This window comes from Mesorhizobium maamorense (assembly GCF_044998965.1).
Lineage (GTDB): Bacteria > Pseudomonadota > Alphaproteobacteria > Rhizobiales > Rhizobiaceae > Mesorhizobium.
On sequence record NZ_CP173356.1, the window covers coordinates 3,518,745 to 3,543,612 of the forward strand.

The window sequence follows — 24,868 nt, forward strand, 5'->3', positions numbered from 1 at the left end:
TAGCTGGCCGGCAGAAGCACCCTCGGCAGAAGGGGTGAGCAAACAAAAGGGTGTCAAACCCTCTCAACCACACAAGCGAAGGGGAAGTAAAATGAGGAAAGTGATACTTGCAGTTTCGGTCGGGCTCCTTGCCGTGACCGCTCTCGTGCTCGGCAGGCCGACAGTCGCGCTTGCCGATGACGCAATCACAGCTTCGGTCAAGACCGATCCGGCCGTGCACGCGATGCTGCCCAAGAGCATCCAGGATTCCGGAATTATCAAGCTGGCGACCGATGCGCATTATCCTCCGTGCGAGAGCTTCGCGGAAGACAATGTCACGATGATCGGCTGGGAGCCGGACCTTTGGGATGCCCTGGCGAAGAAGCTCGGGGTCAAGGTCAAAGCGGAATCAATCAACTTCGATGGCTTGATTCCCGGCGTCCAGAGCGGTCGGTACGACACCGCGATGGAGTGCATCTCCGACACGGTCGAGCGCGAGAAACAGGTGACGTTCGTCGATCTGTCGATTTCCATCAACGGCATCTTCACGCTTGAGAACAGTGCGATCACCGACAATCCGCTGAGCCTGTGCGGTCTGAAAAGCGGCGCGCAGAAGGGCACGACATTTGTCCAGAGCATCAAGGAATTGCTTTCGCCTCTCTGCGTGAAGAACGGCAAGGCGCCGATCGCAACGAACGAGTTCGCTTCGGCGGATGCCACTATCTTGGCGCTGCTTTCAGGCCGCGTCGACTTCCTGGTCAATGATGCTTCCGCCGCCGCGTTTATCAAGAAACAGTCGTCTCAGCCGGTGAAGCTGATTGTGCTTGACGTGCTGCCGAAGCAAATCGACGGCTTCATCGTCAAGAAAGACAACACGGAACTGGCCAATGCGCTATTGGCCGGAACGAAAGCGCTGATGGATGAAGGCGTCTATGACCGCATCATGGACAAGTGGGATATCGCGGCTCTGAAGCTGAAAACGCCCGGCATCAATCTGGTCTCCAAGGGCGCGACCGCCAACTGAGACCCGAACGGCCAAGGCACAAGCTTCCATCGCTGCCTTGGCACCGCAGCTTTCCGGCTCCGATCGCCCAATCGGGAATCGGAGCCGGAAAAACCCGCCGGGACAACCATCTGGACTTCGATGAAGACAGCGCCGAATCTTCTTGCAAGACTACGGCGCATGGGAGGAAATGTTGGAAGCCATGCAACCACGAAAGTTCGACCGGCTCGTGCCTGAGACGCCGCTCGACCAGACGGAGCAGAAGCGGCTGCAACGCAATCTTGCGTCTGATCACAAGCTGATGGTTGTTCCTGTCCGCAAGCCGGGCAGATGGATCGCCGCAGCGGCCATGGCGGCGGCGGCGATATGGCTGGCTGATGGAATCGTCACCAATACCAACTTTGGGTGGGACGTGGTCTTCGCGAACGTGTTTGAGCCGATCGTCCTGCAAGGGCTTGGACTGACACTATGGCTGACCGTTGCCGCGATGTGCATCGGAACCGTTTTGAGCGTCATCCTCGCGATCATGCGGATTTCGGAGAACCCTTTTCTCAATGTCCCGGCCGGGCTCTACCTTTGGTTCTTCCGCGGAACGCCGGTCCTTGTGCAGCTCATTTTCTGGTACAATCTCGCCTTCCTGATACCAGAAATCGTTATTGGAATTCCCTTCGGCCCGACCTTCTTCAGAGGTTCGGCCAACGATCTGATCACACCCTATTCTGCCGCCCTGCTCGGCCTCGGCCTCAACGAAGGCGCATACATGGCGGAGATCGTCCGCGCCGGCATCATGTCGGTAGATCAAGGTCAGCAGGAGGCTGCTCGGGCGCTGGGAATGAGGCCAGGACAGATTCTGAGGCGGATCGTTCTCCCGCAGGCAGTACGAGTCATCGTGCCGCCGACGGGCAATGAGACGATCGGGATGCTGAAGATGACGTCGCTGGTGAGCGTCATTGCGCTATCCGATCTTCTCTATTCGGTCCAGACGATCTCATCGCGCACCTTCCAGACCATCCCGCTGCTGCTCGTCGCCTGCGTTTGGTACCTCGCCATAACCTCTGTGATGACCGCGATACAGGGACGGATAGAGAAACGATTTGCTCGGGGAGACCGCACGGCAACGGTATCATGGTCGAGACGGATGTTCGGTGGCTCAGGCATAAGGAATTCGAAATGACAATGCCCATGGTTTCCGCCGTTCAGGTGGGCAAGAGCTTTGGCGCCCTTTCAGTCCTCAAGGGAATTGATTTCGATGTCGAACTCGGAGAGGTCGTATGCCTGATCGGCCCCTCCGGTTCAGGCAAGTCGACCTTGCTCAGATGTATCAATCATTTGGAGAAGATCGATTCCGGGGCGCTCTATGTCGATGGCGACCTGGTGGGATACTGCCGCAGGGGAGATCGACTTTATGAACTTAAGGAAAGGGAAATCTCCGTCAGGCGATCCAATATCGGCATGGTCTTCCAGCGTTTCAATCTGTTCGCCCATATGACTGCGCTGCAGAATGTGATCGAGGCCCCCATCCTGGTTCAAAAGCGCCCACGGAAGGAGGTTGTCGGCGAGGCGATCGCACTCCTCCAACGGGTCGGGCTGGGCAGCAGGCTCGATGCCTATCCGGATCAGCTTTCCGGCGGCCAGCAGCAGCGGGTGGCAATCGCGCGCGCTTTGGCGATGAAGCCCAAGCTCATGCTTTTCGATGAGCCGACGAGTGCACTGGATCCCGAACTCGTCGGCGAGGTGCTCGACGTCATGCGCTCGCTCGCCGCCGACGGCATGACGATGATCGTTGTCACTCACGAAATGCGCTTTGCCGAAGATGTGGCGGACAAGGTCGTATTCATGGACGGCGGGATGGTCATTGAAGAAGGGCCACCAAAGCTGATTTTCGGCAGCCCCCGTCATGAGCGGACACGCGCGTTTCTTTCGCGCATCATCTGAACCTGGCATACGCCAATCCATGGACGCGGACGGCGATTTTTGGCGCCGCCTTCCCGCTTCCGTCGATGGTGACGGCCGCACGAACCTGGAAGGGGCGCATGCCAAAGGTTCGGGAACGCTACGCCGCTTCGACTAGGCCGCCGCCATGGAAGGCAAGCGCCGCCTTGGCCGGCCATGCTGGCCGGCGTGCCCTTCGGCATCCAGTAGCGCCGGGTCCTTTCACTTGAAGGCCATCGCGTGGTCATTGACTGCTCGTTTTTCAGGCATCCTTCGAAATGGCTCAGTCGTTTGCGCAGATGATGGACTTCGCGCAGATGTAGCCCCACGTCAGGTTGGGCCCCAATGTGGTGCCGGCTCCCACCGCCCACGTGCCGAACGGATTAGCCATCGCCACGCCCACGCAATAGAGACCTTCGACCACTCTCCCGTCCGCTCTGAGCACGCGACCGCCGGCGTCGGTTCGAGGTCCGCCCTTGGTTGAGACGATGGTACGGTTGAATGGAATTGCGATGAAGGGAGCCTTTTGGATCGGTGACAGGCGGCTTTTCCCGGGACCCTTCTTCGCCTGGCCCGATGCCATACCCTCACGATGAAATTGTCCATCCACGCCGGACGCACAGGACGCGTTGAAACGCTCGATCGTCCGCGTGAATTCATCGGAGGGCAGTTTGGTTGCTTCGGCAAGCGCCGAGATTGTTTGCGCCTTCTTGGTCCAACCCGGATTGCGCGCTGCAAAGTGCCGCAGGATGGGCGAGTTCTCAAGGAACGCTTGATCGCTGACAAGCCATGCCGGCAGATGAACCGGCTGACCAGTGGAAGGATCGCGTTCATCTATGACTTCCCCCAGGTTGAAGCGGTATTCGTTGACGAAACGTCGGCCATGCCGGTTGACAACAATCGCGTTGGGTTCCTGGTGAAAAAAAGAGCTGACGCCAAAGGGTCGACGTGACCCACTCAGCGGGAAGCCTCCAGTGATGTTCGCTTGATCCATGTGAGCAAGTTCTGCACCGGCCGCAACCGCGATACGAACAGCGTCCCCATCATTTCCCGGCGGACTTGCGATGAAATCGCAGTGCCCGGGAAAATGCTTTTCCCGCAATTCGGTATTCCATTCAAATCCACCGGTAGCCAGGACGACTCCCTTGCGAGCCAGGATGCTCCGTTTCGCGCCCGCCGCCTCGACCACCAGCCCCTTCACGCGTCCCTTTTCAACGATCGGGGCGACCGCGCGGGCTTCGAGCGCTATCCGGCAGCCATGGTGCAGGCAACCTTTGAGCAGCCCCGTGACGAGGGCAGTTCCCATCCCTCTGGCGCCGGTTAGCAATCGCCAGAACAATTGCGGCCACCTTCTGAAGGCGGCTTCGACCGGATGATGGAATGGGTCGAGTTCAAGCATCTCCTGGAAAGTGAATACATGCGGGAGACTTGGGGGCCTCAGAATCCGGGCATAGGGCCCGGCTAGCTTCCGTCTTAGCACCCCGGGCGACAGCATCCGCCCGACATTCACGGCTCCTGCTCTTTCGAGATGAGGATCGCCCTCCGTCATCAGCGAGAAGCGTAGCGGGGTCTCCCTTTCGAGGAAGGCCAGCATGTTCGGGGCCTCATCGACGAAGCTGCGCCAGAGCGCGTCTTCGGTCTCCCTCCAACCGTCGGGAGCCACAGCCCGGATATAGGTCAGGGCGCGCTCCCGGTCGTCCGACAGGCCAGCGGCGGCAGCGTGGTGGTTCGCCGGAATCCAGACGGCCGCTCCGGACATCGCCGTGGTCCCGCCGACGAGACCGGTCCGTTCAAGAATGATGGTGGATAGACCTGCGGCGGAAGTGCGAAGTGCCGCTGCCAGGCCGGCCGAGCCAGATCCCGCGACCAATACGTCGCACGTTTCATCAGGCTCTGCCATCGGCCTGACCCTTAGACCGCGTCTGCCGCTAGGAGCAGCAACGCCGCCACAAGCGAGAAATTGACCAGGATCATGTAAAAGTGTCGGTCGCGTTCCGGCCCGCTATACATAAACATGTTGTGGTAAAGCGGGGTCGCCACCACAAGGAAGGCGATCAGCACAACGACCGCCGGCAATACCCAGTATCCGGCGATCAGCGCCAGGCCCGCCACTGCCTGAGTCGCAAACCCGGCAGCCATTATCGGCGCCGGCAAAAGCCAGCCATAGCTGGTTTTCACCACCGTGACCCGCTGCTTGAAATGCAGAAAGTGCCGCGCGCCGGCGATCAGGAAAAAACCGCCAATGATTACCCGGCCAATCGCCTCAAGAATCGACACTCTCTCGCTCCATGTGCATATTATATTTTTTCTTCTATGCTATAATATCAGTTTCATCAAGCCAAATGCCTGAATCCCCTGATCCGGCCTCTTCTTCGCCGCTTGCCGGTATCCCATCCCATGGGCACGGAGGCCGAGACGATTCCCTGGACGCCACCCGAGAAGCTCAAGCCCTTGCAAGGACGGGCAAAAACAGCAGAATTGGCAATATGCGCGCCGTAAAGCGGACCGAGTGGGCAGCGCAGATCAAAAATATCATTATTGACGTTTATTGATATGGAAATTGGCTGCTGAAACGTATAGCACTGTCCCAGTTCGACTAACTGCGGAGGATGAGATGAAGTTCAACCACAGCATGGTGCGAGTGCGCGATCTGGATGCTGCTTTGGACTTTTACGTGCACAAGCTCGGGCTTGTCGAAGTGAAGCGCACGGAAAATGAAAAAGGCCGCTACACCTTGGTCTTCCTCTGTGCTCCCAACGATATCGAGATTCTCGGAGGCAGCGCGCCGCAGATCGAGCTCACCTACAATTGGGATATCGAGGACTATGGATCGGCCCGGAATTTCGGGCACCTGGGCCTCGAAGTGGACGACATCTACGCAGTCTGCGAGCGGCTGGTGAAGGGCGGCGTTACGCTGAGCCGACCACCGCGAGATGGTCGCATGGCGTTTGTCCGATCGCCCGACCTCATTTCAATCGAACTGATGCAGCGAGGTACACCGTTGCCGCCGGGGGAGCCTTGGGCCTCAATGCCCAATGCCAGTGCTTGGTGAACCGATCGAGTAAAGGCAACTATGCGCAACCCGGCTGGGCCGATCTGACTTTGGATGCCCTGTCGGGCCGCGCAAGTGCCATGTCCCTTTTCTGTGATGCGCAGGAATACCGGGCCTACCCTACCCATCGGCAGCATCACTTAACTTGAGGCTGGAACTTTCATGCGCAATCGAGATCTTTTCCGGGGCCTCGTCCGAAGCCATAGCCGGTTACGCCAAAGCCGTCATCGATGGTAGGATCATCTACGTTTCGGGCACTACTGGACGCGATCCAGTCACAAACGAGTTTCCCGAGGATCCAGCCCAGCAGGCACGAAATGCCCTGTCGTCGATCAACGATACCCTTCGCCAGGCGGGATCGAGCTTGGCCGATGCTGTGGTTAGCCGCGTCTTCGTTACGGACGCCGAGGCGGCATCGGCCGTCGTACCGGTTCTTGGTGAGGTCTTCGGCGACATCAGACCAACAAGCACCTTCCTCATCTGCCAGATTCCTGCTTCCGGTGCCCGGGTCGAGATTGAGATCACCGCGTCCAGATCCGACTCGGTAATCCTGGGGTGAACGGACAATCCCGGAGTGGACCGCTCTGCTTCCGGGCTGTATGGCTCCCCCTCCTCGCGGCCGCCTTTTTAGTCTTTCCCGGCCGGCCTGCGGATTGGCAGTTGCGCATCTTGAAGCGGCTGAAGCGCCTGCCATCAAGATCGAGACCAAGATCCGGTTAAGCGCGAGTCCGCGACGAGTTGCGGCAAGACGGTCCCTACTGCGAGATAACCTATTCCGCAGTATTCATCCTGCCTTCGGCGAGGTCCAACTTTTTGCGAAGCGCATTGGTGACAAGGCCGAAATGTCAACGGGCGATCGCCGGCCCGCGGCGAGGTCCGAGAGAACCTTTCCGGCCATCGGACCCGGGCCAAAGCCATGACCGCTGAACCCTGTTCCGACAAGCATGCCCGATATGCCTTCAATTGGGCCCAGGACCGGAATGACATCCGGCATTGTGTCGATGATCCCCGCCCAAAAGGTCTCGATCTCCAGAGAGGCCAATGTCGGCAAGAGCCGAGAAAACTCACGACTCGCCTGCTCCACGCGAAAGAGTTCCGGACGCGGGTTGTCGCGGCTGGGTGGAAAGTCGGCGACCGGCAAGTGTGTCCGCAACGGAAAAAACCGCTTGATCGGCGCAAGATAATCTATGCGTGCCGCATCGGGATTGGACTTTCGTGTGGCCTCGTACCATCGCATATGCCGCCAGGAATCCAGCCGCAGGTCGTATTCACCTCCGGCGACGGATATCAAATAGGCCCCGTTCAGATCCTGCCGGATGCCGGTATGTTGACCCGAGACGCAGGCCGCTATGCGCGATTCGGGCCTCGCCACCGTTCTTGCGACCGTCGCCCGGACGAACTCCTGAGGCAGATCCAGTCCTGCCTTCCTCAACAGGGCGGCACTCCCGGCTCCCGCGGCGACGATTACCGTGCCCGCGCGGTAAAGCCGACCGCGGATCCGGACACCGGAGATTTTCCCGGCGCCGGTTTCTATGCGAGTGACCGACTCACCGAAAGCGAATGCCGCTCCGGCTCCGAGCGCCGCATCAAAAAAAGCCCGGGTCGCTCGGGCAGGCTCGGCCTTCCCGTCACTGGGCGTGTACATCGCTCCGACCACGCCGCAATCAGTTGCCAGTTGAGGTACCAGCGCGTGGGTTTCCGTTGCCGACAGCATCCGCGTGTCGAGGCCAAACTCTTCGGCCGCCCGCTTTTGCCAGGCACGCCGGGAAACAAGATCAGCCTCGCTGAACGCCAGAGACAGGTTCCCGCCTTGCTGCCATCCCACCCGGCGCCCCAGTTCCGCTTCGATTTCTTTCCACATCGACAGGGCGCCGATCATCAGTGGAAGCTCTCGAAAGTCGCGATTCTGCTGACGGACAAAGCCGAGGTTGCGGCCAGATTGCGCTGATCCCGGTGCGTCTCGCTCCACTAGCAGGACACGCATTCCATTCTTGGCGGCATAATATGCCGCGGAGCATCCGACAACGCCCCCGCCGATAACGATCACGTCCCAGTCGCGTTTGGATATCGATTCCATCATGCCGCCGCGTTGCCGTGTTCCGCAGAGAAAGTCTTATCGCTCCACGCGGGATCATCGAGAACCTTGGCAGGCTTTGCCGCGCGAAGACGTCCCGTCTATCAACAATGACTGGCCGCTCACCGCCAAGCCGTGACCATGATTTCCACGTTAAGAGCAGGATCAGCCAACCGCGACTCCACGCAGGCGCGAACGGGCTTGCCGACATCGGCGACCCATTCTTCCCAAACCGTATTGAATTCGTTGAACGTAGCGCTGTCCGTCAACCAAATCTGCGCGCTGACGAGATTCGCTTTGCTGCTGCCTGCTTCAGCGAGATGATGGTCGATCCTCTGGAGGATCTCTTTTGTCTGCGCGGCCACGGTAGCGCCGCGCGTCTCCACCGCGGTAAGGCCAGCCAGAAAAACGAAGCCACCCGCCTCCACGGCAAGACTCATGCGATTGTTCTCGCTATGTCGAACGATCCCGCTGCTCATTCCAATTCTTCCCGCACCAAGAGATTTATATATTACATTGGAAACTATATGATAGGATAAGTGACGCATAGCCTTTGTCAAGCGGTTAGGATTCGCGGCTTAACAGACCGTCGTTTCCCAACTGGTCTCAGATTTCACCAATTTCCCGCGAATTTCCGCCGATTCCAGACTCGCCATGATCAAAGCGAACCAAATGGCGCTGGACAATCCAGCCGAACTCGTCGTATCAATTAACCTAACATATGATATTACAATGGGGCTGGAATGGCGAACGAACTTCAAAACTCGCAACCCCTCTACGGGCAGATCAAGTCGGCCATTGAAAAGCGCATACGCGGCGACGAATGGCCTGCCGATTTCCGCGTGCCTTCCGAGGAACTGCTCGCCGAGGAATTCGGCGCCTCTTCCCTGACAGTGCGCCGGGCCCTGCGGGAACTTCAGTCAGAAGGCATGCTGGTTCGAATCCAGGGTCGCGGCACTTTCGTCGTCGGCCCCCGGATGCAGTGCGCCATATTCGATCTGCCCGACGTCTCGGAGGAAATCGCCCTCAGTGGCGGCGTGCATACCAGCGAAGTGCTCTTTCTGGGCTTTGTGCCCCCCGAAAGTCCGTTCGCCGGCATGCTGCCCCTGCCCTATGAAGGGCCGGTCTGCCACTCACGCCTGCTTCACAAGGAAGATGGAACGCCCATCCAGATCGAGGATCGCTTCGTCAACCCGGCGGAGGCCCCCGGCTATCTGAAGCAGGACTTCACCCGCATTACGCCTCACGCCTACCTCCTGCGGGAAACCGAAGTCACCTATGTCGACAATACGATCCGGGCCATCCGGGCCGACGAAGAAAGCAGGCGGGCCCTTGAGATCGACGGCAACCAGCCTTGCCTTCTGCTCGATCGCCGCACATGGCGCGAAGGCGTGCCCGTCACCCGCAGCCGCTTCCTCTATCCGGGCGACCGTTACCGGTTGCGCAGTTCACATGAAGCCACACCGAGCCGCGGCGGCACTATGCAACAGCGAAGTGCCCCGGCATCCAGGAGAATCCGATGAGAGACTACATTGCCCGCTTGCGTGAACGCGGCGACCTGCTTGTTGTGGACAAGGAGATCGATCCGTTCCACGAACTGGCGGCTGTCACCCATGTGGCCCAGAAGCGCTGGGGCAAGCCGATCCTTTTCAACAACGTCAAGGGCACACGCTTTCCGGTCGTTACCAACGTCTATGGCTCGCGGGAGCGCCTGGCGGAGGTGATCGGCATCGATTCCACCGATTTCTGTCGTCAGTGGAGCAATCTTGCCAATCTCGGCTCGACAAGCGTTGGCGAACCCTTCGTCAGCGTCGAGGACCCGGAACTGACCGAATGCAAGCTGTCTGAACTGCCACTCATCACCTACTCCGATCGCGATGCCGCGCCCTATTTCACCTCGGCCATGTTCATTGCCAAGGATCCCGAAACGGGGGTCGGCAATCTGTCCTATCACCGTTCGATGTATGTGAGCGACAGCGAGTTGCGCTGCCGCCTGGCGCCGCGCCATCACCTCACCATCTATCATGAAAAGGCCGAGAAGATGGGCAAGCCGCTGGAGGCGGCGATGCTGATCGGCGCACCGGCGACATCCTTCCTCACCGCCGCGGCTCCGCTGCCCTATGACGTGGACGAGCTTGAGGTCGCGGCGCGGCTGAAGGGCAGCCCCATCGCCATGCGCAAGTGCAAGTATATCGACCTCGAGGTTCCAGCCGACACCGAGATCGTCATCGAGGGCCGCTTCCTGCCAAACGAACGCCGGCCTGAGGGCCCGTTCGGCGAATTCATGGGTTACTACGTCCCTGAAGGCCCAAATGCGGTGTTCGAGGTTTTGGGGGTCACCGTGCGGCGCGACGCCATGTTCCACAGCATACTGTGCGGTTCGGCCGAGGAGGTGCTGACGCTGGAACTGTCGGTGTCCGCCAACATCTTCCAGCGGTTGAGCGCGGCGCTACCCGGCATTCTCGACGTCACCTGCCAGCCCTTTGTCAATCATGCCGTGATCAAGGTCGACCAGCAGTTCGAGGGGCACGCCCGCCAGGTGATGCTCGCCACCATCGGCGCCGAGCCGATCTGGGCCAAGGTGGTCACCGTCGTCGATGAGGATGTGGACATCTACAGCATGGACGACGTGATGTGGGCGACCCTGACCCGTTGCCGTCCCGACAAGGACATGATCATCATTCCCGATACGCCTTCCTTCTATCGCGACGAAGCCAAGGATCATTGGGGGCGCCTGCTCGTCGACGCCACCAAGCCGTTCCACCGCAAGGCCGAATTCGAACGCAAGAAGATCCGCCTTGCCGACAAGGTCGACCTTGCGGACTGGTTCGAAAACGCGTGAGCGGATCGGCTTCACTCTGGCAGGGCGGCGGGGGCGGGCCGCAGCCTCTCCGCATCATCGTCGGCATCAGCGGCGCCTCCGGCGCCGTCTATGGCGTCAGGGCGCTCGACCAGCTCAGGGCCGCTGGCATCGAGACCCATCTGATAGTGACGCGGTCGGCGCATCTGACGCTTTCCCAGGAACTCGGCATGCGTCCTGCGGAGATCGCCGAACGGGCCAGCGTCTTCCACAATGTTCAAAACATCGGCGCCTCGATTTCCAGCGGATCCTTCTGGACGCTCGGCATGCTGATCGCACCCTGCTCCGTCAGGACGATGTCCGAGATCGCCTCCGGCGTCACCTCTAGCCTCATGAGCCGCGCCGCGGACGTCGTGTTGAAGGAACGCCGCAAGCTCGTTCTGATGCTTCGCGAGACTCCGCTGCATCTCGGGCACCTTCGGACAATGACCGCGCTCGCCGAAATAGGGGCGATCCTCATGCCGCCTGTGCCTGCTTTCTACGCCAAGCCGCGCTCGCTCGAAGAGATGGTGGACCACAGCGTCGGCCGCGCGCTCGACCTCTTCGGCATCGACAGCGGCAAGGTGGCGCGGTGGGAGGGAATGAGCGTCGACCGCGAAGCCTGTCCGAAGCCCGCCGACGACGCCTCCTGACCCAGCAGAGTCCTTACCAATGCAACCTGTTATTAATGTCCTGCAAACCGCTGATCGCCCGCACCGCCACCGTCCAGTCCACGGCGCGCATGTTGGCATTATCGTGCTCGACACGGGGTTCGAGCGCCTTCCCGGCGATGTCGCCAATGCCCTGACTTGGCGTTTTCCGGTACAGTATCATGTTGTCACCGGAGTACGCCCACAGGATGTGATCGAAGGCGCTCCCGAAAAGGTCTTGCCGGCTTTTTACGATGCGATAGACCGGTTGACCCAACTGGGCGTGGACGGCATCGCCACCAGTTGCGGGTTCCTGGCAGTGGTGCATCCGCAATTGCGCGCCTATAGCCGGGTGCCGGTAGCCTCATCCAGTCTGATGCAAATCCCGCTCGTGCTGCAGACGTTGCCGGCGGACAAGACTGTCGGCGTCATCGTTTCGGACCGCAAGGCCATTACAGACAAGCATTTCACAAATATCGGGGCTCCTGTCGGCCTTCCGCTCGGCGAACTCGCCTTTGACGGGCCGATCCGCGCCAATATGCGCAACAACGCCTCCCGGGTCTCCTACGCGGCACAGGAACGCGACGCTCTGGAGACCGTGGAGCGCATGCTCGCCGAAACGCCGTCGATAGGCGCCCTGGTCAGCGAATGCGCCAATCTTCCTCCCTATTCGCAGGCAATCGAGAAGGCCTTTGGCGTACCTATCTACGATGTCGTGTCGCTGGTCGAGTGGCTTCACGCAGGCTTGAGGCCTCGCGGTTTCCACCCGGAAACCTCGTGAAGTGCAGTAGCGATGGAGGTGTTCGACCTGATCGTCGTGGGGGGCGGCCTCGTCGGGGCGGCCCTTGCATGGGGCGCGCAGACTGCCGGAGCCAACGTCGTCCTGCTCGACGAAGGCGACCAGGCCCATCGCGCCGCTCGTGGCAACTTCGGCCTTGTCTGGCTCCAGGGAAAGGGCGTCGGCACCCCACACTATATGCAATGGTCACTGCACGCAGGCCGAATGTGGCCGGGATTTGCCGCAAAGTTGAGCAACGCCGTTTCCTTCGACATCGGGTGGCGGCAACCTGGAGGGCTGCAATTCTGCTTTAGCGAGGCGGAACTAGACAAGCGCCGCGATGTCATCGCCCGCACACGGGCCGATGGCGGCGACATCGACATATCCATCCTCGACCGCGCCGACTTGCGGGCTATGCTGCCCGGTATCGGTGATGACGTGGTTGGCGCTTCGTTTTCCTCGCTCGATGGCCACGTCAATCCTCTGTATCTGCTACGCGCGCTGCAAGGAGGGCTGCAGGACGCCGGCGGCAGCTACCGCCCCGGGTTCCGGGTCGAGAACATCGCCACGGAAAAGGACGGGTTCAAGGCAGTCAGCCGTACTGGCTGCGTTACCGGCAGGCGGATCGCCCTGGCCGCTGGTCTGGGCGCGGCCAACCTCGCCGGGCATGTGGGGCTTTCAATGCCGGTGAAGCCCGAGCGGGGACAGATTGTCGTCACCGAACGGATTAAGCCATTCCTGCCCTATGCCACCAACTGCATCCGGCAATCGCTTGAGGGCACGGTCCTGCTTGGCAGCAGCCATGAAGATCGAGGTTTCGACGACGGAACAGACGTGATTACCGCGGCCGCGCTTTGCAGGACGGCAGCCCGCGTTTTTCCCGCGCTGGCTGAGGCCACGGTGGTGCGCAGTTGGGGTTCGTTGCGCGTCATGACGCCTGACGGCCTCCCCATTTACGAGGAATCCGCTCGTTTTCCGGGCGCCTTTGCGGTCACCTGCCACAGCGGCGTCACCCTCGCCAGCGTGCATGCGCTGGAAATCGGTCCGGCGCTGGCGAAAGGCCGGCTACCGCAACATCTTTCGAGCTTCACAGGCGGCAGGTTCGATGTTCACCAGAGTTGAGTGTAGTTCCGCACTGCCTCCGGGCGCCAACGTCCTCGACTTTGAGGGCTCCCAGGTTCCCTTCCAGTCTGGCGACAGTGTCGCTGCGGCGCTGCTGGCGGCCGGAGTTTCACCATTGAGAGGAAGCCCTGTCGACGAAAGCCCGCGCGCACCCTATTGCATGATGGGCGTGTGCTTTGAGTGCCTGGTCGAAATCGACGGCAAGCAGAATCAGCAATCCTGCCTGACAAGGGCCCGCCCCGGGATGATCATCAGGCGCCAGCACGGTGCGAGGACGCTCGGATGAACGGCCTTTGGGACGCTATCGTGATCGGAGCCGGACCTGCCGGAATGACGGCTGCCGCAACACTGTCCGAAGGCGGTGCCCGCACACTCGTCATCGACGAACAACCCGCGCCCGGCGGACAGATCTACCGCGCCGTCGAACGCAACACGGACAGTGCGAGACTTTCCGCAGTGCTCGGCTCCGACTATGCGGACGGCGCTGCGCTGACGGCCAGGATGCGCGCCAGCGCCGCGGAGTTGCGTTTCAACACGAGCGCCTGGCGCATCGATGCCGACGGCACGGTCTGGACGAAGGCCGACGGCAAGGTCGAGCAGTTGCAGGCAAAGGCCCTCGTCATTGCCTCGGGCGCGATGGAGCGGCCGGTTCCGGTGCCTGGCTGGACGCTGCCCGGCGTCCTGACGGTCGGCGCCTTGCAGATCATGCTCAAGGATGCGGGGCTTCGCCCTTCCGGGCGCCTCGTGCTGGCCGGCTGCGGTCCTCTCGTCTACCTGTTCGCGGCCCAGTGCCTTGAAGCCGGCGTTTCCGACCTCGTGCTTCTCGACACCGCCAAGCGGACCAATCTCATACCCGCACTGCGGCATTTGCCGAAAGCCGTTTGCGGCCACGGTTTGGGTTACCTTTGGAAAGGCCTGGGATTGATGGCCGCGTTGCACCGACGCGGCGTGAAAATCTATCGCGGCGTTTCCAAGCTCCGCATCGAGGGCGCCGAGCGGGCTGTCGCCGCCAGCTTCCGGACCCGAACGGGCACCATACGCATCGACCTCGATCTGGTTGCCCTGCACGAGGGCGTGATACCGAGCCAGCAGATAGCCCGATCCATCGGCTGTGCCCATCGATGGGATGAAGAGCAACAGTGCTTCCTCCCGATCCTCGACCCGATGCGGGAAACCTCCATTCCGGGCGTCTTCATCGCCGGCGACGGCGGCGGCATCGTGGGCGCGACGGCAAGCGCCCATACCGGCGCGTTGTGCGCGCTTGCGATCCTCAAGGGTCTCGATAAGATTTCCGATACCGAATTGGAAAGCCGAAAGGCCGTCGCGCAGCAGGCCCTTGACGCCCACCTGACGATCAGGCCTTTCCTCGACCGGCTCTATCGTCCGCGCAATGAAGTGCTCGTTCCGGCGGACGACGTGGTCGTATGTCGTTGCGAGGCTATTCGTGCCGGAGCCATTCGCGACATCGTCCGGCGGGGCTGTCTCGGCCCGAACCAGGCCAAGGCGTTCCTGCGTTGCGGCATGGGTCCTTGCCAGGGCCGTATGTGTGGTCCGACGGTCAGCGCCATCGTCGCGCACGAAACCGGCCAGACTCCCGACGCAACGGGATATTACCGTATCCGCCCCCCCTGAAACCAGTCTCGATCGGCGAACTGGCCACCCAATACGAGGAGGATTGACTTGAACGAACAGTCCTCTCCCGCAGACGCCGCATGGGCATTCCTGATTGACTTCTATGGGCGCGAGGGCGTTTCCGAAGCCTGCCTCGTCCTGCAGGACGAGGCAGGTCTGGACGTGGTGGAAATGCTGATGCTCATCTATGCCGACATAGCTTTGGGCAAGTCCCTTTCGAGCGATGAGATCGCAGCGCTGCGGGCCGCAATGTCAAGCTGGCGTGAAGACGTAGTGCTTCCGCTGCGCGCGCTTCGCCGAACATTGAAGCCGCCACGCGAGGATATCGCCGACAATGCGAAAGAACAGCTGCGCGCCCAGATCAAAAAAGCCGAGTTGACGGCGGAGCGGCTGCAGATCGATTTCGCCGCAAATTGGCTGGAGAATGCGACCGGTGGCGGCCCACCGCCGGTAGCGACCCTGTCGAGGCTGATTGCCGAACGCAGCCACAACGGCATGGTCGAAAAAGCACTGGCGCACATCATAGCGGTGGCGCAGACCGGCCAAGACGCCCCTACACGAGCAGCAGCCGCTCCTAGACGCCGCGAGCACGCGGTGTCGGGCGTGTGAACTTAGCGCATCGCCCGAGGGCGTTTTGCACGTGATTACGGGCGTGTGGTTGCAGGAGGTTGAATTCCGATGACCATTCCGGCCGACCCGCTCGATCCTGGTGGCATCCGTGGCTTCGGTCGCCGGCTGCGGGCCGGCGAGACGACGGCCGTTGCCGCGACTGAGGCCTACTTGGCGCGGATCGCCGCCTACGATCGCCAGCTGCAAACCTATGAACACGTGGCGGCATCAGCCGCGTTGCGAGCCGCCAAACTCGTCGACGAGGCACTCGCCGGCGGCGTTGATTTCGGCCCCTTGATGGGTGTTCCCATCGCGATCAAGGACATCATCGCCGTTGAAGGAATGCCGACAACGGCCGGCTCGGATGTCGATGTCTCGGACCTGATCGGCGGCCCGGGCGGTTTCATGCGCAGCCTTGCCGCCGCCGGCTGCGTCATTATTGGCAAGACCAAGGCCGTCGAGTTCGCGATGAGCGGCACAGGTACCAATTATCGGCGGGGTACACCGCGCAATCCATGGGATGCCGCTGTATTTCGACTGACCGCCGGCTCTTCCAGCGGGTCGGCGGCCGCCGTGGCTGCGGGCCTTTGCGGTTTTGCCATTGGCACCGACACCGGCGGCTCGATCCGCGGCCCGGCTGCGTTCTGCGGCGTGTTCGGTCTGAAGCCGACGGCGAACATCTGGCCGACGGATGGCAGCTTCCCGGTCTCGGCGACGCTCGACACTATCGGCCCGCTAACCCGTTCGGCCGAGGACGCCGCCATCGTTTGGGCCGCTCTTTGCGGCACTCCCGTGCCTCCGGCGGCAACGATCAGAGGAGTAAAGCTCGGCCGACCTCGGGCCCCTTTTCGGCGACCTTCTGGACCGTCATGTGGCGGCTCGGTTGGAAGGCGCCTTTGGGCCGTGCCATCACATGGAGGACGTCAACTCTAACCCCGAGCACCGCGACCTGATCCGCGCGGCCGGGCGCGGCGAGCCGGTGGATTGGGACCTCGTCTATCTCGGTTACAAGTCGGCAGTCGACTGGCCGACGGCCTATTTCTGGCGCGAACTCGCCGAGTATTTCCCCGACGCCAAGCTAATCCTTACCGTTCGCAACCCCGAGGACTGGTACAGGAGCGCACGCGCCACGATCTTCAACGCCATGGGCGAGACCTCCGACCCGCAAAGTTTTGGCCGCGTCGTCATAGAGACGAAAATTTTCGGCGGTCGGCTCGACGACGAAACCCATGCTATCGAAGTGCTCGCAGCCCACAACGCCGAAGTGGTCTCGGCTTTCCCGCCGTCGCGCCTGCTGGTCTATCAGGTGGCCGAAGGCTGGCCGAACCTGTGCGCCTTTCTCGGCGTGCCGATCCCGGCCGAAACCTTCCCTCACAGCAACACCACTACCGAATTCCGAAGCCGTTTCGCCAAATAAGCCCGCATCGAGTTCGAGGCTCGCAGCTCGGCTAACGCGCGTAGCAGTCTGTCCCGCCCGCTCCGATGCTTGTAACCAATAGAAGCGGGTGCACCATCAAGAGGTGGGTCGCCGCTGTTGGGCGGGAAGGTGCCATTGCGGCTAGCCGCTCGGATGTCCGCTTCTGGACGGCGGACATGGTAAGTTCAATGACCAACTTGCGGTGCAAAACAGTCATCTCGTCTGGGTTAACATGGAACACTCGTGGACCTTCTCTAGATGGCGCCGCCGCGGCCTCAGCGCCACGGCTAGGATGCCACCTAGAAGTAGCCGAGGATGGATTTGATCTCGAGATACTCCAACATACCCTCGATCCCATATTCGCGTCCGTTTCCAGATTGCTTGAAACCGCCAAACGGGGCATGCGGATCCCAGGCCGGGTAGTTGAGGTGAACCTGACCGGAACGAATGCGCGACCCGACGTCCCTGACGACCTCCAAGTCCTCCCCCTGCACATGGGCCCCCAAGCCGTACACCGTGTCGTTGGCGATGGTGACGGCCTCCTCGACTGTATCATAGGGGATGATGCAGAGGACTGGCCCAAAAACTTCTTCCTGGGCAATGCGCATGTGGGTGCGCACGTCCGAAAAGATCGTCGGCTTCACATAGAGGCCGACGTTCAGATCGTGTGCACGACCCGGTCCGCCGATGATGAGCCTGGCGCCTTCCGATATGCCGACGTCGATCATGGTTTGAATGCGATCGAATTGGGCACGATTGGCGATCGCACCGTGAGTGGTGGCCTCCGAAAGAGGATCGCCGACGACGATCTGGGCCGCGACTCTCTTAGCGATTGCCTCGATCTCGGACAGCCGCTCGCGTGGCACGATCATGCGCGTCGGGGCGCTGCATGACTGGCCGAGATTGCGGAAGGCGGCGGCTATGCCCAGGGAAACGGCGCGGTCGAGATCGGCGTCCGGCAGGATCACGTTCGGGGACTTGCCGCCGAGTTCCTGCGCCACACGCTTGACCGTCGGCGCTGCCGCCTGGGCCACCGCGATGCCCGCCCGGGTGGACCCGATAATCGAGATCATATCGACAGCCGGATGGGATGCGAGACCAGCACCCACGCATGCACCATCACCTTGAATCAGATTGAACACCCCGGCAGGAAAGCCGGCTTCCTCGATCGCTTCGGCGAACAGCAGGGCGTCCAGGGGAGAAAGCTCGCTCGGCTTCAACACGACCGTGCAGCCTGCCGCGAGCGCCGGCGAAACCTTGGCGGTGATCTGGTAAAGTGGCCAGTTCCACGGAGTGATCAAGGCGCAGACACCGATCGGTTCGTGGGTGACGGCAGTTTGCCCCCGCTGCTTGACGAACGGAAAGGCTGTCAGCACATCGCGAGCGACCTTGATATGCGCGATCGCCAGCGGCACCTGCGCGCTTCGTGCATAGCCGATCGCCGCACCCATTTCGAGGGTGAGGCATTGAGCCAGGAGTTCACCGCGCGCCTCGAGCAGCGCCTGGAGGCGATCGAGCAGACCGGCACGGTATTCCGGCGTGGTCCGGCTCCAGGCGGCGAATGCACGGCGGGCCGCAGCAACGGCCACATCCACGTCAAGGCTGTTTCCGAGCGGAAACCGAGCGACAACTTCTTCGGTAGAGGGGTTCACCACGACGCCCTTGGCGGTGCCGCTCGGCTCGACCCATTGACCGTCGATGAAGAACTTGTCCAGGTGGCCGCTGCGCGACAGATGTTCGAGGGGCGTCATCACGCGACAAGATCCTTTATGCGGTAGTGGGCACCCAGAATCGGCAGGAACCGGGGGCGCCCGAAATAGCCGGGGATCGCCTGCCAGTCGAAATCCTTCCAGGGATTCAAGTCGGGGCGCCCATCCATAACATCAGTCAAGGTGCGGCCTATCAGCGTCGACATATCCAGCCCGTAAGAGGTAAACTTCATTTTCTGGACCACCAATGCTGATTTGACTGGGGCGGCATGCAAGGCATAGTTGCGCGCCTACCAGCCGCGCATCCGCTCCCAACGCGCTTCAATCCTGGGGCTGTCCCCGTTAACGACGGTATAGAAATCATGCTGGGCGGCCATCGCACATGCGTGGTTGGGCAAGATCCGCACCCGAGAGCCGAGCGGCAAGTCGGGCATGGACTTTCCAGAACCGGCACGAATGGCGAGGATACCGTGTTCCTGACTGGCCTGGACCACGATCACATCTTCCAGCACCCGCCCCTTTTCGTCGCAGACCACGCCGTAACCCTGGTCGATCTGCTGGTTTGCGGTGCCCCGATCGCGCGAAAGCGCCATCCACCCGGCGTCGACCAGCACCCATCCCTTTTCCGGCTTCGAGCCGATCACCGTGGCCAATACGGAAATCGCGATGTCGTCGCGGTTGCAGACGCCAACCCCGTGCTGAACGAGATCGAAGAACATGTAGACCCCGGCGCGCAATTCCGTGACACCCTCGAGATTCTGGGCGAAATGCGCGGTTGGCGTCGAGCCGACGCTGACGATCGGACAGGCATGGCCATGGGCGCGCAGGATTTCAGCAGCGCGGACGGTGGCCGAACGCTCGTTCTCCGCTGCCCTGACCAGCGCATCGGGCGTGTTCAAGCCATAGGATTCGCCTGCATGAGCGAGAACCCCGACGAGCTTGGCACCGGCAGCGACGACCCTGCTGGCCACGTCGGGCAATCCCGGGTCGTCCGGCTTCAATCCGCCGCGATGGTCATCGCAGTCCAGTTCGATGAAGACCGACGGCGTCATGCCGGTGGTTTGGCGCGCGTCGGCCAAGACATCGGCCTGCTCCACAGTATCGAGCAACAGCTTCACATCAGCGCCGGTACGGCGACAGAGCTCCATGGCGCGCCTTGCCGAAGCCGGCGAGAGGCCAACCGCATAGGTGATGTCGCGAAAGCCGTGGTCCGCGAAATATTCCGCCTCGGCGATCGTCGAGACCGTGATCGGACCGGGCTCGCGAGGGAAAGCGTATCGGGCGGCGTCGATGCTTTTGGCCGTCTTCATATGCGGGCGCAGCACCACGCCAAGCTTCTTGGCACGCTCAGCCAGCCGTTGAATGTTGCGCTCGAGCCGTCCGCGATCCAAAAGCAGCGCTGGGGTAATCAAGGCGTCGATCGTCTCAGTCGTCTCGCTCGCTGCCAGGTTTGCCGCCATCTTGTTCATCATCTCGTTTCCTAGGTGAACGACTGGTTTGCCAGCGCGTACATATGGGCTGAGCCCTCGGAGACAGGCCGCTGCCCCTTGACCATGGCGGTCGCCGAGCTGACCTGCTGAAGGCCGAGGCTCTCGAGCCAATCGCCCAATCCATCTTCGGCATAGATATCGATGCGAACGAATTGATCATGAAGCTTAGAAAGCTGCGCCAAGATCAAAAGCCGCGCATCCTGGTCACTCTCGGCCGCACAGGGGCCGATGACATAGCCACGGCCGAACCTCCTGCTGATGGCGTAGCCGGCAATCCGCCCGTCGCGTTCGACTACGACGACCTTGCCCACATCGGCGAGTGCCGCGACCATCGATGGTCGCGGCATGCCCGTGGCCCGTTCATCGAACGCCTGGATCGCGGCGAGGTCGGAGATCGTCGCCTGACGCACACCGTCACCGGTCCCCCGCGTCACCGCAGTGGTCAGCAGGCCTTGGTGCTGGAGCACCGTGCCCCAGGCAGTGAAGCCGCGGCGCTTGTAAAGCGCGAGCCCCTCTTCGGTGGACGTGAGCAACACGTTGCGACCCTGCGCCGCCTCAAGCAATCCATCAAACAGCCGCGAACCGTTGCCACCGCCTTGCGCAGGGCCAGTGACGATGATCATGCCGACGGTGGCAAAAGCCTTGCCGTAAATCCACGACATGGCGGTGCCAATCACCTGCCCTGCCTGCTCGAGAACCAGCCCCCTGCCGACAGTGGCGGCGAATTCCCAATCCTCCAGGCGATAGGGCCAGCCCATCTCCTGCGACAGCTTCAGCGCGCCCGGCAAATGACGGGTTTCCAATTTCATCAGTTCGCTAGGGATGACGATGTCTCGCTCGAGTTGGGGGGCCATGGGAGGTGCCGTCTCTTGATCACTGTCGAATTGAAGTCGGACCTTAGAATTGCGCTCCAGCAGCAGATTTCTCTGCTGTTTTGCCCTTTCAAATAAGCGAGATCATTCGTTTTCGGCAGTTCCTCGGCACGCAAAGTTGCACAAATCGGGCGAAGAATATCGGGCAGCTTGAGTCCCCGTTTGTGATTACCCTCGCTCGGCGTGTCCTCCGCACCCATCCAAACGGATGCGTTCTCAGCCTCCACGATGGCATAGCCGCGACACGTCTCAGCGATGAGCACTTGATGCTCAGAAGGAATTTCGGATGATCTACATCAGCGAAGACGAGGCAGCCGCCCTTGTCACGCATGAACTTGCCTTCGAGGCGGCGCGGGAGGCGCTCGTGGCAGCAGCATCGGGGCAGAGCTGGGTCTTCCCTGCTGTCATCGGGCGCACGCAGGAGGCGAGCAATACCTTCTCTATCAAATCCGGCTCGTCGGATGACCTGACCGGAGTGAAAATCGGCTCCTTCTGGTCGGGCAACCCGGCACGTGGCCTTCCCCGCCACAACTCCACCATCGTGCTGCTCGATCAGAATACAGGACGGCTCCGCGCCGTAATCGAGGCCGGAAAGGTGAACGCCTACAGGACGGCCGCAGCCGACGCGGTTGCAGCTGATCTTCTTGCGCGCAAGCAGGCCAAGGTTCTGGCGATATTCGGCGCGGGCAACCAGGCGGGCTTCGAAGTGAGAGCGCTGGCACGCATCCGCGCAATCGAAAGCGTGTTGGTGGTGGCCCCGCCTTCGCCGCGGCGCGACGCTTTTGTCGATCAGATCGGCGAATTGGGCCTGCAGGCGCGCGCTGTCATGCCCGAAGAAGCCGTGCGTGCGGCCGACATCGTGGTCACGGCGACACCCTCACGCGAACCGCTTTTCGATGCCGCTTGGGTGGGACCCGGAACCCATATCGTCAGCATGGGGTCGGACGCTCCAGGCAAGCGCGAATTGCCGAGCGCACTATTTCCCAACGCACATCTGTTTTGTGATCTGCTTTCCCAGTCCGTTCAGATCGGCGAGTTCCAACACGTGCGCGACGAGATCGACGCCGGCGTGCTTGCAGTAACACCAATCGGCGACGTCATTGCCAAGCGTGTGTCCGGACGCCTCTCCGACACCGAAATCACTGTCTTCGACAGCTCCGGTATCTCCCTCCAGGACCTCTACATGGCTGACGCGCTGATCCGCGCCAAGACGCCCCACCGCTGATCAGTTTCGCAGCGACAAGTCCCCGCCGCGATGGTGCGGCTGCACTGGAACAAACGGCGGAGCTCTGCGGCCCCGCATGAGCGCAAGTCCGCCAGCCTACCGCCAACCCACACGGCAGCCCCTGGGTGGGAAAGCGACATCATCATCATCCACCTCAGGAATCGGAAAACGCGTTGCCCCGGAAGTTCATGCCGTAGATCGCGCCTCTCGAGGCTAGTCCCGACCGCCGCCTACCAGTCCATCACCACCTTACCCGAACTACCGCTGCGCATCGCATCGAATCCAACCTGGAAATCATCGATGCCGATACGGTGGGTGATCAGGCCTGAGACGTCGAGCGGGCCCTGGACCAGAGCGATCATCTTGTACCAGGTCTCGAACATCTCGCGGCCGTAGATGCCCTTGAGATGCAGCATCTTGAAGATGACCTTGTTCCAATCGATCTCGAACCCGGTCGGCGCGATGCCTAAAATGGCGATCTTGCCGCCATTGTTCATGGTGTCGATCATGTCGCGGAAGGCGGGGGCTGCGCCTGACATTTCGAGACCGACATCAAAACCCTCCGTCATGCCGAGCGCCGGCATCACGTCGCGCAGCTTTTCCTTCGAGGCATCGACGACATGCTGGACGCCAAGCTTTTTGGCCAGCGCCAGCCGAACCGGATTGATATCGGTGATAACGACCTTCCTGGCGCCGACGCATTGCGCGACCAGCGCGCCCATGATGCCGATCGGTCCGGCGCCGGTGACCAGCACGTCCTCGCCGACCAGATCGAATGACAATGCGGTGTGAACCGCATTGCCCAGGGGATCGAAGATCGCGGCGATCTCGTCGGGCACATCGTCGGGGATCGGCACGACATTGTGCTGTGGGATCGCCAGGTACTCGCCGAAGGCGCCGGGGCGGTTGACACCGACGCCGAGCGTGTTGCGGCAGAGATGCCCTCGCCCGGCGCGGCAATTGCGGCAATGGCCGCAGACGATGTGACCTTCGCCGGAGACGCGCTGACCGACCTTGTATTCGGTGACCGCAGCGCCGAAATCGGCGACCGTGCCGACGAATTCATGGCCGGTCACCATCGGCACCGGCACGGTCTTTTGCGCCCACTGGTCCCAATTGTAGATGTGCACGTCGGTGCCGCAGATCGCCGTCTTCTTGACCTTGATCAGCACGTCGTTGGGGCCGATCTCCGGCACCGGCACCTCTTCCATCCAGATACCGGGTTCGGCGCGAGTTTTGACGAGTGCGCGCATCATGTTGGACATCAGCCAATCACTCCGAGTTCGAGGCCGACCTCACCGAACGCTGCAATTGCCCGGTCGATATCGGCTGTCGAATGGGCGGCCGACATCTGCGTCCTGATCCGCGCTTGGCCTTTCGGCACCACCGGGAAGGAAAAGCCGATCACATAGATGCCGCGCTCAAGCAGCATGTCGGCCATCTGCGAAGCCAGCGCGGCATCGCCGATCATCACCGGAATGATCGGGTGGTCAGCTCCGGCCAATGTGAAGCCGAGCTTTTCCATGCCGGAGCGGAAGCGCTGCGCGTTCTCGTAGAGACTTTCACGCAGCCCGTCGCCCCTCTCGATGATGTCGAACACCTTGACCGATGCTGCCGCGATCGCTGGCATCAGTGTGTTGGAGAAGAGGTAAGGCCGCGATCGCTGGCGCAGCCAGTCAACCACCGGCCTGCTCGCCGCCGTATAGCCACCCGAGGCACCCCCCAGCGCCTTGCCCAGCGTACCGGTGATGATGTCCACCCTGCCCTCGACGCCGCAATATTCCGGCGTGCCACGGCCATGCTCACCGACGAAGCCGACAGCGTGGCTGTCGTCCACCATCACCATTGCATCATATTTTTCCGCGAGGTCGCAGACGCCCACCAAATTCGCGATGATGCCGTCCATCGAGAAGACGCCGTCGGTGGCGATGAGCTTGAAGCGGCTGCCTTCAGTCTTTTTCAGTTCTTCCTCGAGGCTCTCCATGTTGTTGTTGGCATAGCGGAAGCGTTTCGCTTTGGAGAGCCGCACGCCGTCGATGATCGAGGCATGGTTGAGTGCGTCGGAGATGATCGCATCCTCTTCGGAAAGCAGCGTCTCGAACAGGCCGCCATTGGCGTCGAAGCAGGAACCGTAGAGGATCGCGTCTTCCATGCCCAGGAAGCTCGATATCTTTGCCTCGAGCTGCTTGTGTTCCTCTTGTGTACCGCAGATGAAGCGCGCCGAGGCCATGCCGTAGCCGTATTGGTCGAGCGCCGCCTTCGCCGCCTCACGCAGCTCTTCGCTGTCGGCGAGGCCGAGATAGTTGTTGGCACAGAAATTGAGCAGCTTGCGGCCGCCAACCTCGATCTCGGACGACTGGGGCGAGGTGATGACGCGCTCGCGTTTGTACAGGCCCTCCGTCTCGATCTGCGAAAGCAGCTCGCGAACGTGGTTGTTGAGAGACGATGCCATCCTGTCTTCGCTTCCACTGATGATCTTCGCAGC

The 24,868-nt window shown here is 61.4% G+C and carries 26 protein-coding genes; 16 read left to right on the forward strand and 10 right to left on the reverse strand.

Annotated features, from left to right (window positions below):
* Positions 1 to 91 precede the first annotated feature (91 nt).
* The 3 genes from ACIU1A_RS17800 (at position 92) to ACIU1A_RS17810 (ending at position 2,917) form a co-directional block, all read left to right on the forward strand.
* On the forward strand, positions 92 to 1,003 hold the full coding sequence (locus ACIU1A_RS17800; RefSeq protein WP_404924818.1) for an ABC transporter substrate-binding protein: 912 nt from the start codon (positions 92 to 94) through the stop codon (positions 1,001 to 1,003).
* A 328-nt stretch (positions 1,004 to 1,331) separates the two neighbouring features.
* Entirely contained in the window at positions 1,332 to 2,156 is an 825-nt protein-coding gene (locus tag ACIU1A_RS17805; RefSeq protein WP_404927949.1) for an amino acid ABC transporter permease, read from the forward strand.
* Positions 2,153 to 2,917: an amino acid ABC transporter ATP-binding protein gene (locus ACIU1A_RS17810; RefSeq protein ID WP_140560690.1), complete on the forward strand. Its 765-nt coding sequence runs from the start codon at positions 2,153 to 2,155 to the stop codon at positions 2,915 to 2,917. Before ACIU1A_RS17805 ends, ACIU1A_RS17810 begins: the two co-directional genes overlap by 4 nt.
* A 280-nt stretch (positions 2,918 to 3,197) precedes the next feature.
* Here ACIU1A_RS17810 and ACIU1A_RS17815 read toward each other — a convergent pair whose 3' ends face one another.
* The gene (locus ACIU1A_RS17815; protein ID WP_404924819.1) at positions 3,198 to 4,814 is read right to left on the reverse strand and encodes an FAD-dependent oxidoreductase; all 1,617 of its coding nucleotides are present in this window, start codon (positions 4,812 to 4,814) and stop codon (positions 3,198 to 3,200) included.
* An 11-nt stretch (positions 4,815 to 4,825) separates the two neighbouring features.
* Positions 4,826 to 5,191 (reverse strand): DoxX family protein, encoded by a 366-nt coding sequence (locus tag ACIU1A_RS17820; protein ID WP_181167694.1) that lies wholly within the window; start codon positions 5,189 to 5,191, stop codon positions 4,826 to 4,828.
* A gap of 337 nt (positions 5,192 to 5,528) precedes the next feature.
* Between ACIU1A_RS17820 and ACIU1A_RS17825 the strand changes: the two genes are divergently transcribed.
* Positions 5,529 to 5,966, forward strand: coding sequence for a VOC family protein (locus tag ACIU1A_RS17825; RefSeq protein ID WP_404924820.1), 438 nt, complete (start codon positions 5,529 to 5,531; stop codon positions 5,964 to 5,966).
* Between the two features lie 145 nt (positions 5,967 to 6,111).
* Positions 6,112 to 6,525 carry a Rid family hydrolase gene (locus ACIU1A_RS17830; RefSeq protein ID WP_404924821.1) on the forward strand — a complete coding sequence of 138 codons (414 nt, stop codon included), beginning with the start codon at positions 6,112 to 6,114 and terminating at the stop codon, positions 6,523 to 6,525.
* 225 nt (positions 6,526 to 6,750) lie between these two features.
* On the opposite strand, the gene ACIU1A_RS17835 is transcribed toward ACIU1A_RS17830, so the two are convergent.
* Positions 6,751 to 8,046 carry an NAD(P)/FAD-dependent oxidoreductase gene (locus tag ACIU1A_RS17835; RefSeq protein ID WP_404924822.1) on the reverse strand — a complete coding sequence of 432 codons (1,296 nt, stop codon included), beginning with the start codon at positions 8,044 to 8,046 and terminating at the stop codon, positions 6,751 to 6,753.
* A gap of 116 nt (positions 8,047 to 8,162) precedes the next feature.
* Entirely contained in the window at positions 8,163 to 8,519 is a 357-nt protein-coding gene (locus ACIU1A_RS17840; RefSeq protein WP_404924823.1) for a RidA family protein, read from the reverse strand.
* Positions 8,520 to 8,783: 264 nt separating this feature from the next.
* Between ACIU1A_RS17840 and ACIU1A_RS17845 the strand changes: the two genes are divergently transcribed.
* The 10 genes from ACIU1A_RS17845 (at position 8,784) to ACIU1A_RS17890 (ending at position 17,087) form a co-directional block, all read left to right on the forward strand.
* Positions 8,784 to 9,563 (forward strand): UTRA domain-containing protein, encoded by a 780-nt coding sequence (locus tag ACIU1A_RS17845; protein ID WP_140560684.1) that lies wholly within the window; start codon positions 8,784 to 8,786, stop codon positions 9,561 to 9,563.
* On the forward strand, positions 9,560 to 10,882 hold the full coding sequence (locus tag ACIU1A_RS17850) for a UbiD family decarboxylase (protein ID WP_404924824.1): 1,323 nt from the start codon (positions 9,560 to 9,562) through the stop codon (positions 10,880 to 10,882). Before ACIU1A_RS17845 ends, ACIU1A_RS17850 begins: the two co-directional genes overlap by 4 nt.
* On the forward strand, positions 10,879 to 11,532 hold the full coding sequence (locus ACIU1A_RS17855) for a UbiX family flavin prenyltransferase (protein WP_404924825.1): 654 nt from the start codon (positions 10,879 to 10,881) through the stop codon (positions 11,530 to 11,532). Before ACIU1A_RS17850 ends, ACIU1A_RS17855 begins: the two co-directional genes overlap by 4 nt.
* A 19-nt stretch (positions 11,533 to 11,551) precedes the next feature.
* Entirely contained in the window at positions 11,552 to 12,310 is a 759-nt protein-coding gene (locus ACIU1A_RS17860; RefSeq protein ID WP_404924827.1) for an aspartate/glutamate racemase family protein, read from the forward strand.
* A gap of 12 nt (positions 12,311 to 12,322) precedes the next feature.
* The gene (locus tag ACIU1A_RS17865) at positions 12,323 to 13,429 is read left to right on the forward strand and encodes an FAD-binding oxidoreductase (protein ID WP_140672555.1); all 1,107 of its coding nucleotides are present in this window, start codon (positions 12,323 to 12,325) and stop codon (positions 13,427 to 13,429) included.
* Positions 13,413 to 13,715: a (2Fe-2S)-binding protein gene (locus ACIU1A_RS17870; protein WP_140560679.1), complete on the forward strand. Its 303-nt coding sequence runs from the start codon at positions 13,413 to 13,415 to the stop codon at positions 13,713 to 13,715. Before ACIU1A_RS17865 ends, ACIU1A_RS17870 begins: the two co-directional genes overlap by 17 nt.
* The gene (locus ACIU1A_RS17875; RefSeq protein ID WP_404924828.1) at positions 13,712 to 15,061 is read left to right on the forward strand and encodes an FAD-dependent oxidoreductase; all 1,350 of its coding nucleotides are present in this window, start codon (positions 13,712 to 13,714) and stop codon (positions 15,059 to 15,061) included. The genes ACIU1A_RS17870 and ACIU1A_RS17875 overlap by 4 nt, the downstream gene beginning before the upstream one ends.
* A gap of 48 nt (positions 15,062 to 15,109) precedes the next feature.
* Positions 15,110 to 15,670, forward strand: coding sequence for a TIGR02444 family protein (locus tag ACIU1A_RS17880; RefSeq protein ID WP_404924830.1), 561 nt, complete (start codon positions 15,110 to 15,112; stop codon positions 15,668 to 15,670).
* Between the two features lie 69 nt (positions 15,671 to 15,739).
* Positions 15,740 to 16,603, forward strand: coding sequence for an amidase (locus tag ACIU1A_RS17885; RefSeq protein WP_404924831.1), 864 nt, complete (start codon positions 15,740 to 15,742; stop codon positions 16,601 to 16,603).
* A complete protein-coding gene (locus tag ACIU1A_RS17890) occupies positions 16,584 to 17,087 on the forward strand; it encodes a sulfotransferase family protein (RefSeq protein WP_404924832.1) in 504 nt (167 codons plus the stop codon). The genes ACIU1A_RS17885 and ACIU1A_RS17890 overlap by 20 nt, the downstream gene beginning before the upstream one ends.
* A 299-nt stretch (positions 17,088 to 17,386) precedes the next feature.
* On the opposite strand, the gene ACIU1A_RS17895 is transcribed toward ACIU1A_RS17890, so the two are convergent.
* The 4 genes from ACIU1A_RS17895 to ACIU1A_RS17910 are packed head-to-tail and all read right to left on the reverse strand — an operon-like array spanning position 17,387 to position 21,140.
* Positions 17,387 to 18,841, reverse strand: a complete 1,455-nt coding sequence (locus tag ACIU1A_RS17895) for an aldehyde dehydrogenase family protein (protein WP_404924833.1) — start codon at positions 18,839 to 18,841, stop codon at positions 17,387 to 17,389.
* Positions 18,838 to 19,029 (reverse strand): hypothetical protein, encoded by a 192-nt coding sequence (locus tag ACIU1A_RS17900; protein WP_404924834.1) that lies wholly within the window; start codon positions 19,027 to 19,029, stop codon positions 18,838 to 18,840. The genes ACIU1A_RS17895 and ACIU1A_RS17900 overlap by 4 nt, the downstream gene beginning before the upstream one ends.
* A gap of 57 nt (positions 19,030 to 19,086) precedes the next feature.
* Positions 19,087 to 20,265: an alanine racemase gene (locus ACIU1A_RS17905; RefSeq protein ID WP_404927950.1), complete on the reverse strand. Its 1,179-nt coding sequence runs from the start codon at positions 20,263 to 20,265 to the stop codon at positions 19,087 to 19,089.
* A gap of 11 nt (positions 20,266 to 20,276) precedes the next feature.
* Complete coding sequence (locus ACIU1A_RS17910; RefSeq protein WP_140656763.1) at positions 20,277 to 21,140, reverse strand: GNAT family N-acetyltransferase; 864 nt, start codon at positions 21,138 to 21,140, stop codon at positions 20,277 to 20,279.
* Positions 21,141 to 21,444: 304 nt separating this feature from the next.
* Between ACIU1A_RS17910 and ACIU1A_RS17915 the strand changes: the two genes are divergently transcribed.
* A complete protein-coding gene (locus ACIU1A_RS17915; RefSeq protein ID WP_404924835.1) occupies positions 21,445 to 22,383 on the forward strand; it encodes an ornithine cyclodeaminase family protein in 939 nt (312 codons plus the stop codon).
* Between the two features lie 230 nt (positions 22,384 to 22,613).
* Here the strand turns inward: ACIU1A_RS17915 and tdh are convergent, their stop codons facing one another.
* Entirely contained in the window at positions 22,614 to 23,648 is a 1,035-nt protein-coding gene (tdh, locus tag ACIU1A_RS17920) for an L-threonine 3-dehydrogenase (protein WP_404924836.1), read from the reverse strand.
* Entirely contained in the window at positions 23,648 to 24,835 is a 1,188-nt protein-coding gene (locus ACIU1A_RS17925) for a glycine C-acetyltransferase (RefSeq protein ID WP_404927952.1), read from the reverse strand. The genes tdh and ACIU1A_RS17925 overlap by 1 nt, the downstream gene beginning before the upstream one ends.
* Between the last annotated feature and the right edge of the window lie 33 nt (positions 24,836 to 24,868).

What these genes read in the sequence shown, in the direction of transcription:
- ACIU1A_RS17800 (WP_404924818.1), top strand. Translation starts at nt 92, where the DNA reads ATGAGGAAAGTGATACTTGCAGTTTCGGTCGGGCTCCTTGCCGTGACC.
- ACIU1A_RS17805 (WP_404927949.1), top strand. Translation starts at nt 1,332, where the DNA reads ATGGCGGCGGCGGCGATATGGCTGGCTGATGGAATCGTCACCAATACC.
- ACIU1A_RS17810 (WP_140560690.1), top strand. Translation starts at nt 2,153, where the DNA reads ATGACAATGCCCATGGTTTCCGCCGTTCAGGTGGGCAAGAGCTTTGGC.
- ACIU1A_RS17815 (WP_404924819.1), bottom strand. Translation starts at nt 4,814, where the DNA reads ATGGCAGAGCCTGATGAAACGTGCGACGTATTGGTCGCGGGATCTGGC.
- ACIU1A_RS17825 (WP_404924820.1), top strand. Translation starts at nt 5,529, where the DNA reads ATGAAGTTCAACCACAGCATGGTGCGAGTGCGCGATCTGGATGCTGCT.
- ACIU1A_RS17835 (WP_404924822.1), bottom strand. Translation starts at nt 8,046, where the DNA reads ATGATGGAATCGATATCCAAACGCGACTGGGACGTGATCGTTATCGGC.
- ACIU1A_RS17840 (WP_404924823.1), bottom strand. Translation starts at nt 8,519, where the DNA reads ATGAGCAGCGGGATCGTTCGACATAGCGAGAACAATCGCATGAGTCTT.
- ACIU1A_RS17845 (WP_140560684.1), top strand. Translation starts at nt 8,784, where the DNA reads ATGGCGAACGAACTTCAAAACTCGCAACCCCTCTACGGGCAGATCAAG.
- ACIU1A_RS17850 (WP_404924824.1), top strand. Translation starts at nt 9,560, where the DNA reads ATGAGAGACTACATTGCCCGCTTGCGTGAACGCGGCGACCTGCTTGTT.
- ACIU1A_RS17860 (WP_404924827.1), top strand. Translation starts at nt 11,552, where the DNA reads ATGCAACCTGTTATTAATGTCCTGCAAACCGCTGATCGCCCGCACCGC.
- ACIU1A_RS17865 (WP_140672555.1), top strand. Translation starts at nt 12,323, where the DNA reads ATGGAGGTGTTCGACCTGATCGTCGTGGGGGGCGGCCTCGTCGGGGCG.
- ACIU1A_RS17870 (WP_140560679.1), top strand. Translation starts at nt 13,413, where the DNA reads ATGTTCACCAGAGTTGAGTGTAGTTCCGCACTGCCTCCGGGCGCCAAC.
- ACIU1A_RS17875 (WP_404924828.1), top strand. Translation starts at nt 13,712, where the DNA reads ATGAACGGCCTTTGGGACGCTATCGTGATCGGAGCCGGACCTGCCGGA.
- ACIU1A_RS17885 (WP_404924831.1), top strand. Translation starts at nt 15,740, where the DNA reads ATGACCATTCCGGCCGACCCGCTCGATCCTGGTGGCATCCGTGGCTTC.
- ACIU1A_RS17890 (WP_404924832.1), top strand. Translation starts at nt 16,584, where the DNA reads ATGGAGGACGTCAACTCTAACCCCGAGCACCGCGACCTGATCCGCGCG.
- ACIU1A_RS17900 (WP_404924834.1), bottom strand. Translation starts at nt 19,029, where the DNA reads ATGAAGTTTACCTCTTACGGGCTGGATATGTCGACGCTGATAGGCCGC.
- ACIU1A_RS17905 (WP_404927950.1), bottom strand. Translation starts at nt 20,265, where the DNA reads ATGAACAAGATGGCGGCAAACCTGGCAGCGAGCGAGACGACTGAGACG.
- ACIU1A_RS17910 (WP_140656763.1), bottom strand. Translation starts at nt 21,140, where the DNA reads ATGGCCCCCCAACTCGAGCGAGACATCGTCATCCCTAGCGAACTGATG.
- ACIU1A_RS17915 (WP_404924835.1), top strand. Translation starts at nt 21,445, where the DNA reads ATGATCTACATCAGCGAAGACGAGGCAGCCGCCCTTGTCACGCATGAA.
- tdh (WP_404924836.1), bottom strand. Translation starts at nt 23,648, where the DNA reads ATGTCCAACATGATGCGCGCACTCGTCAAAACTCGCGCCGAACCCGGT.
- ACIU1A_RS17925 (WP_404927952.1), bottom strand. Translation starts at nt 24,835, where the DNA reads ATGGCATCGTCTCTCAACAACCACGTTCGCGAGCTGCTTTCGCAGATC.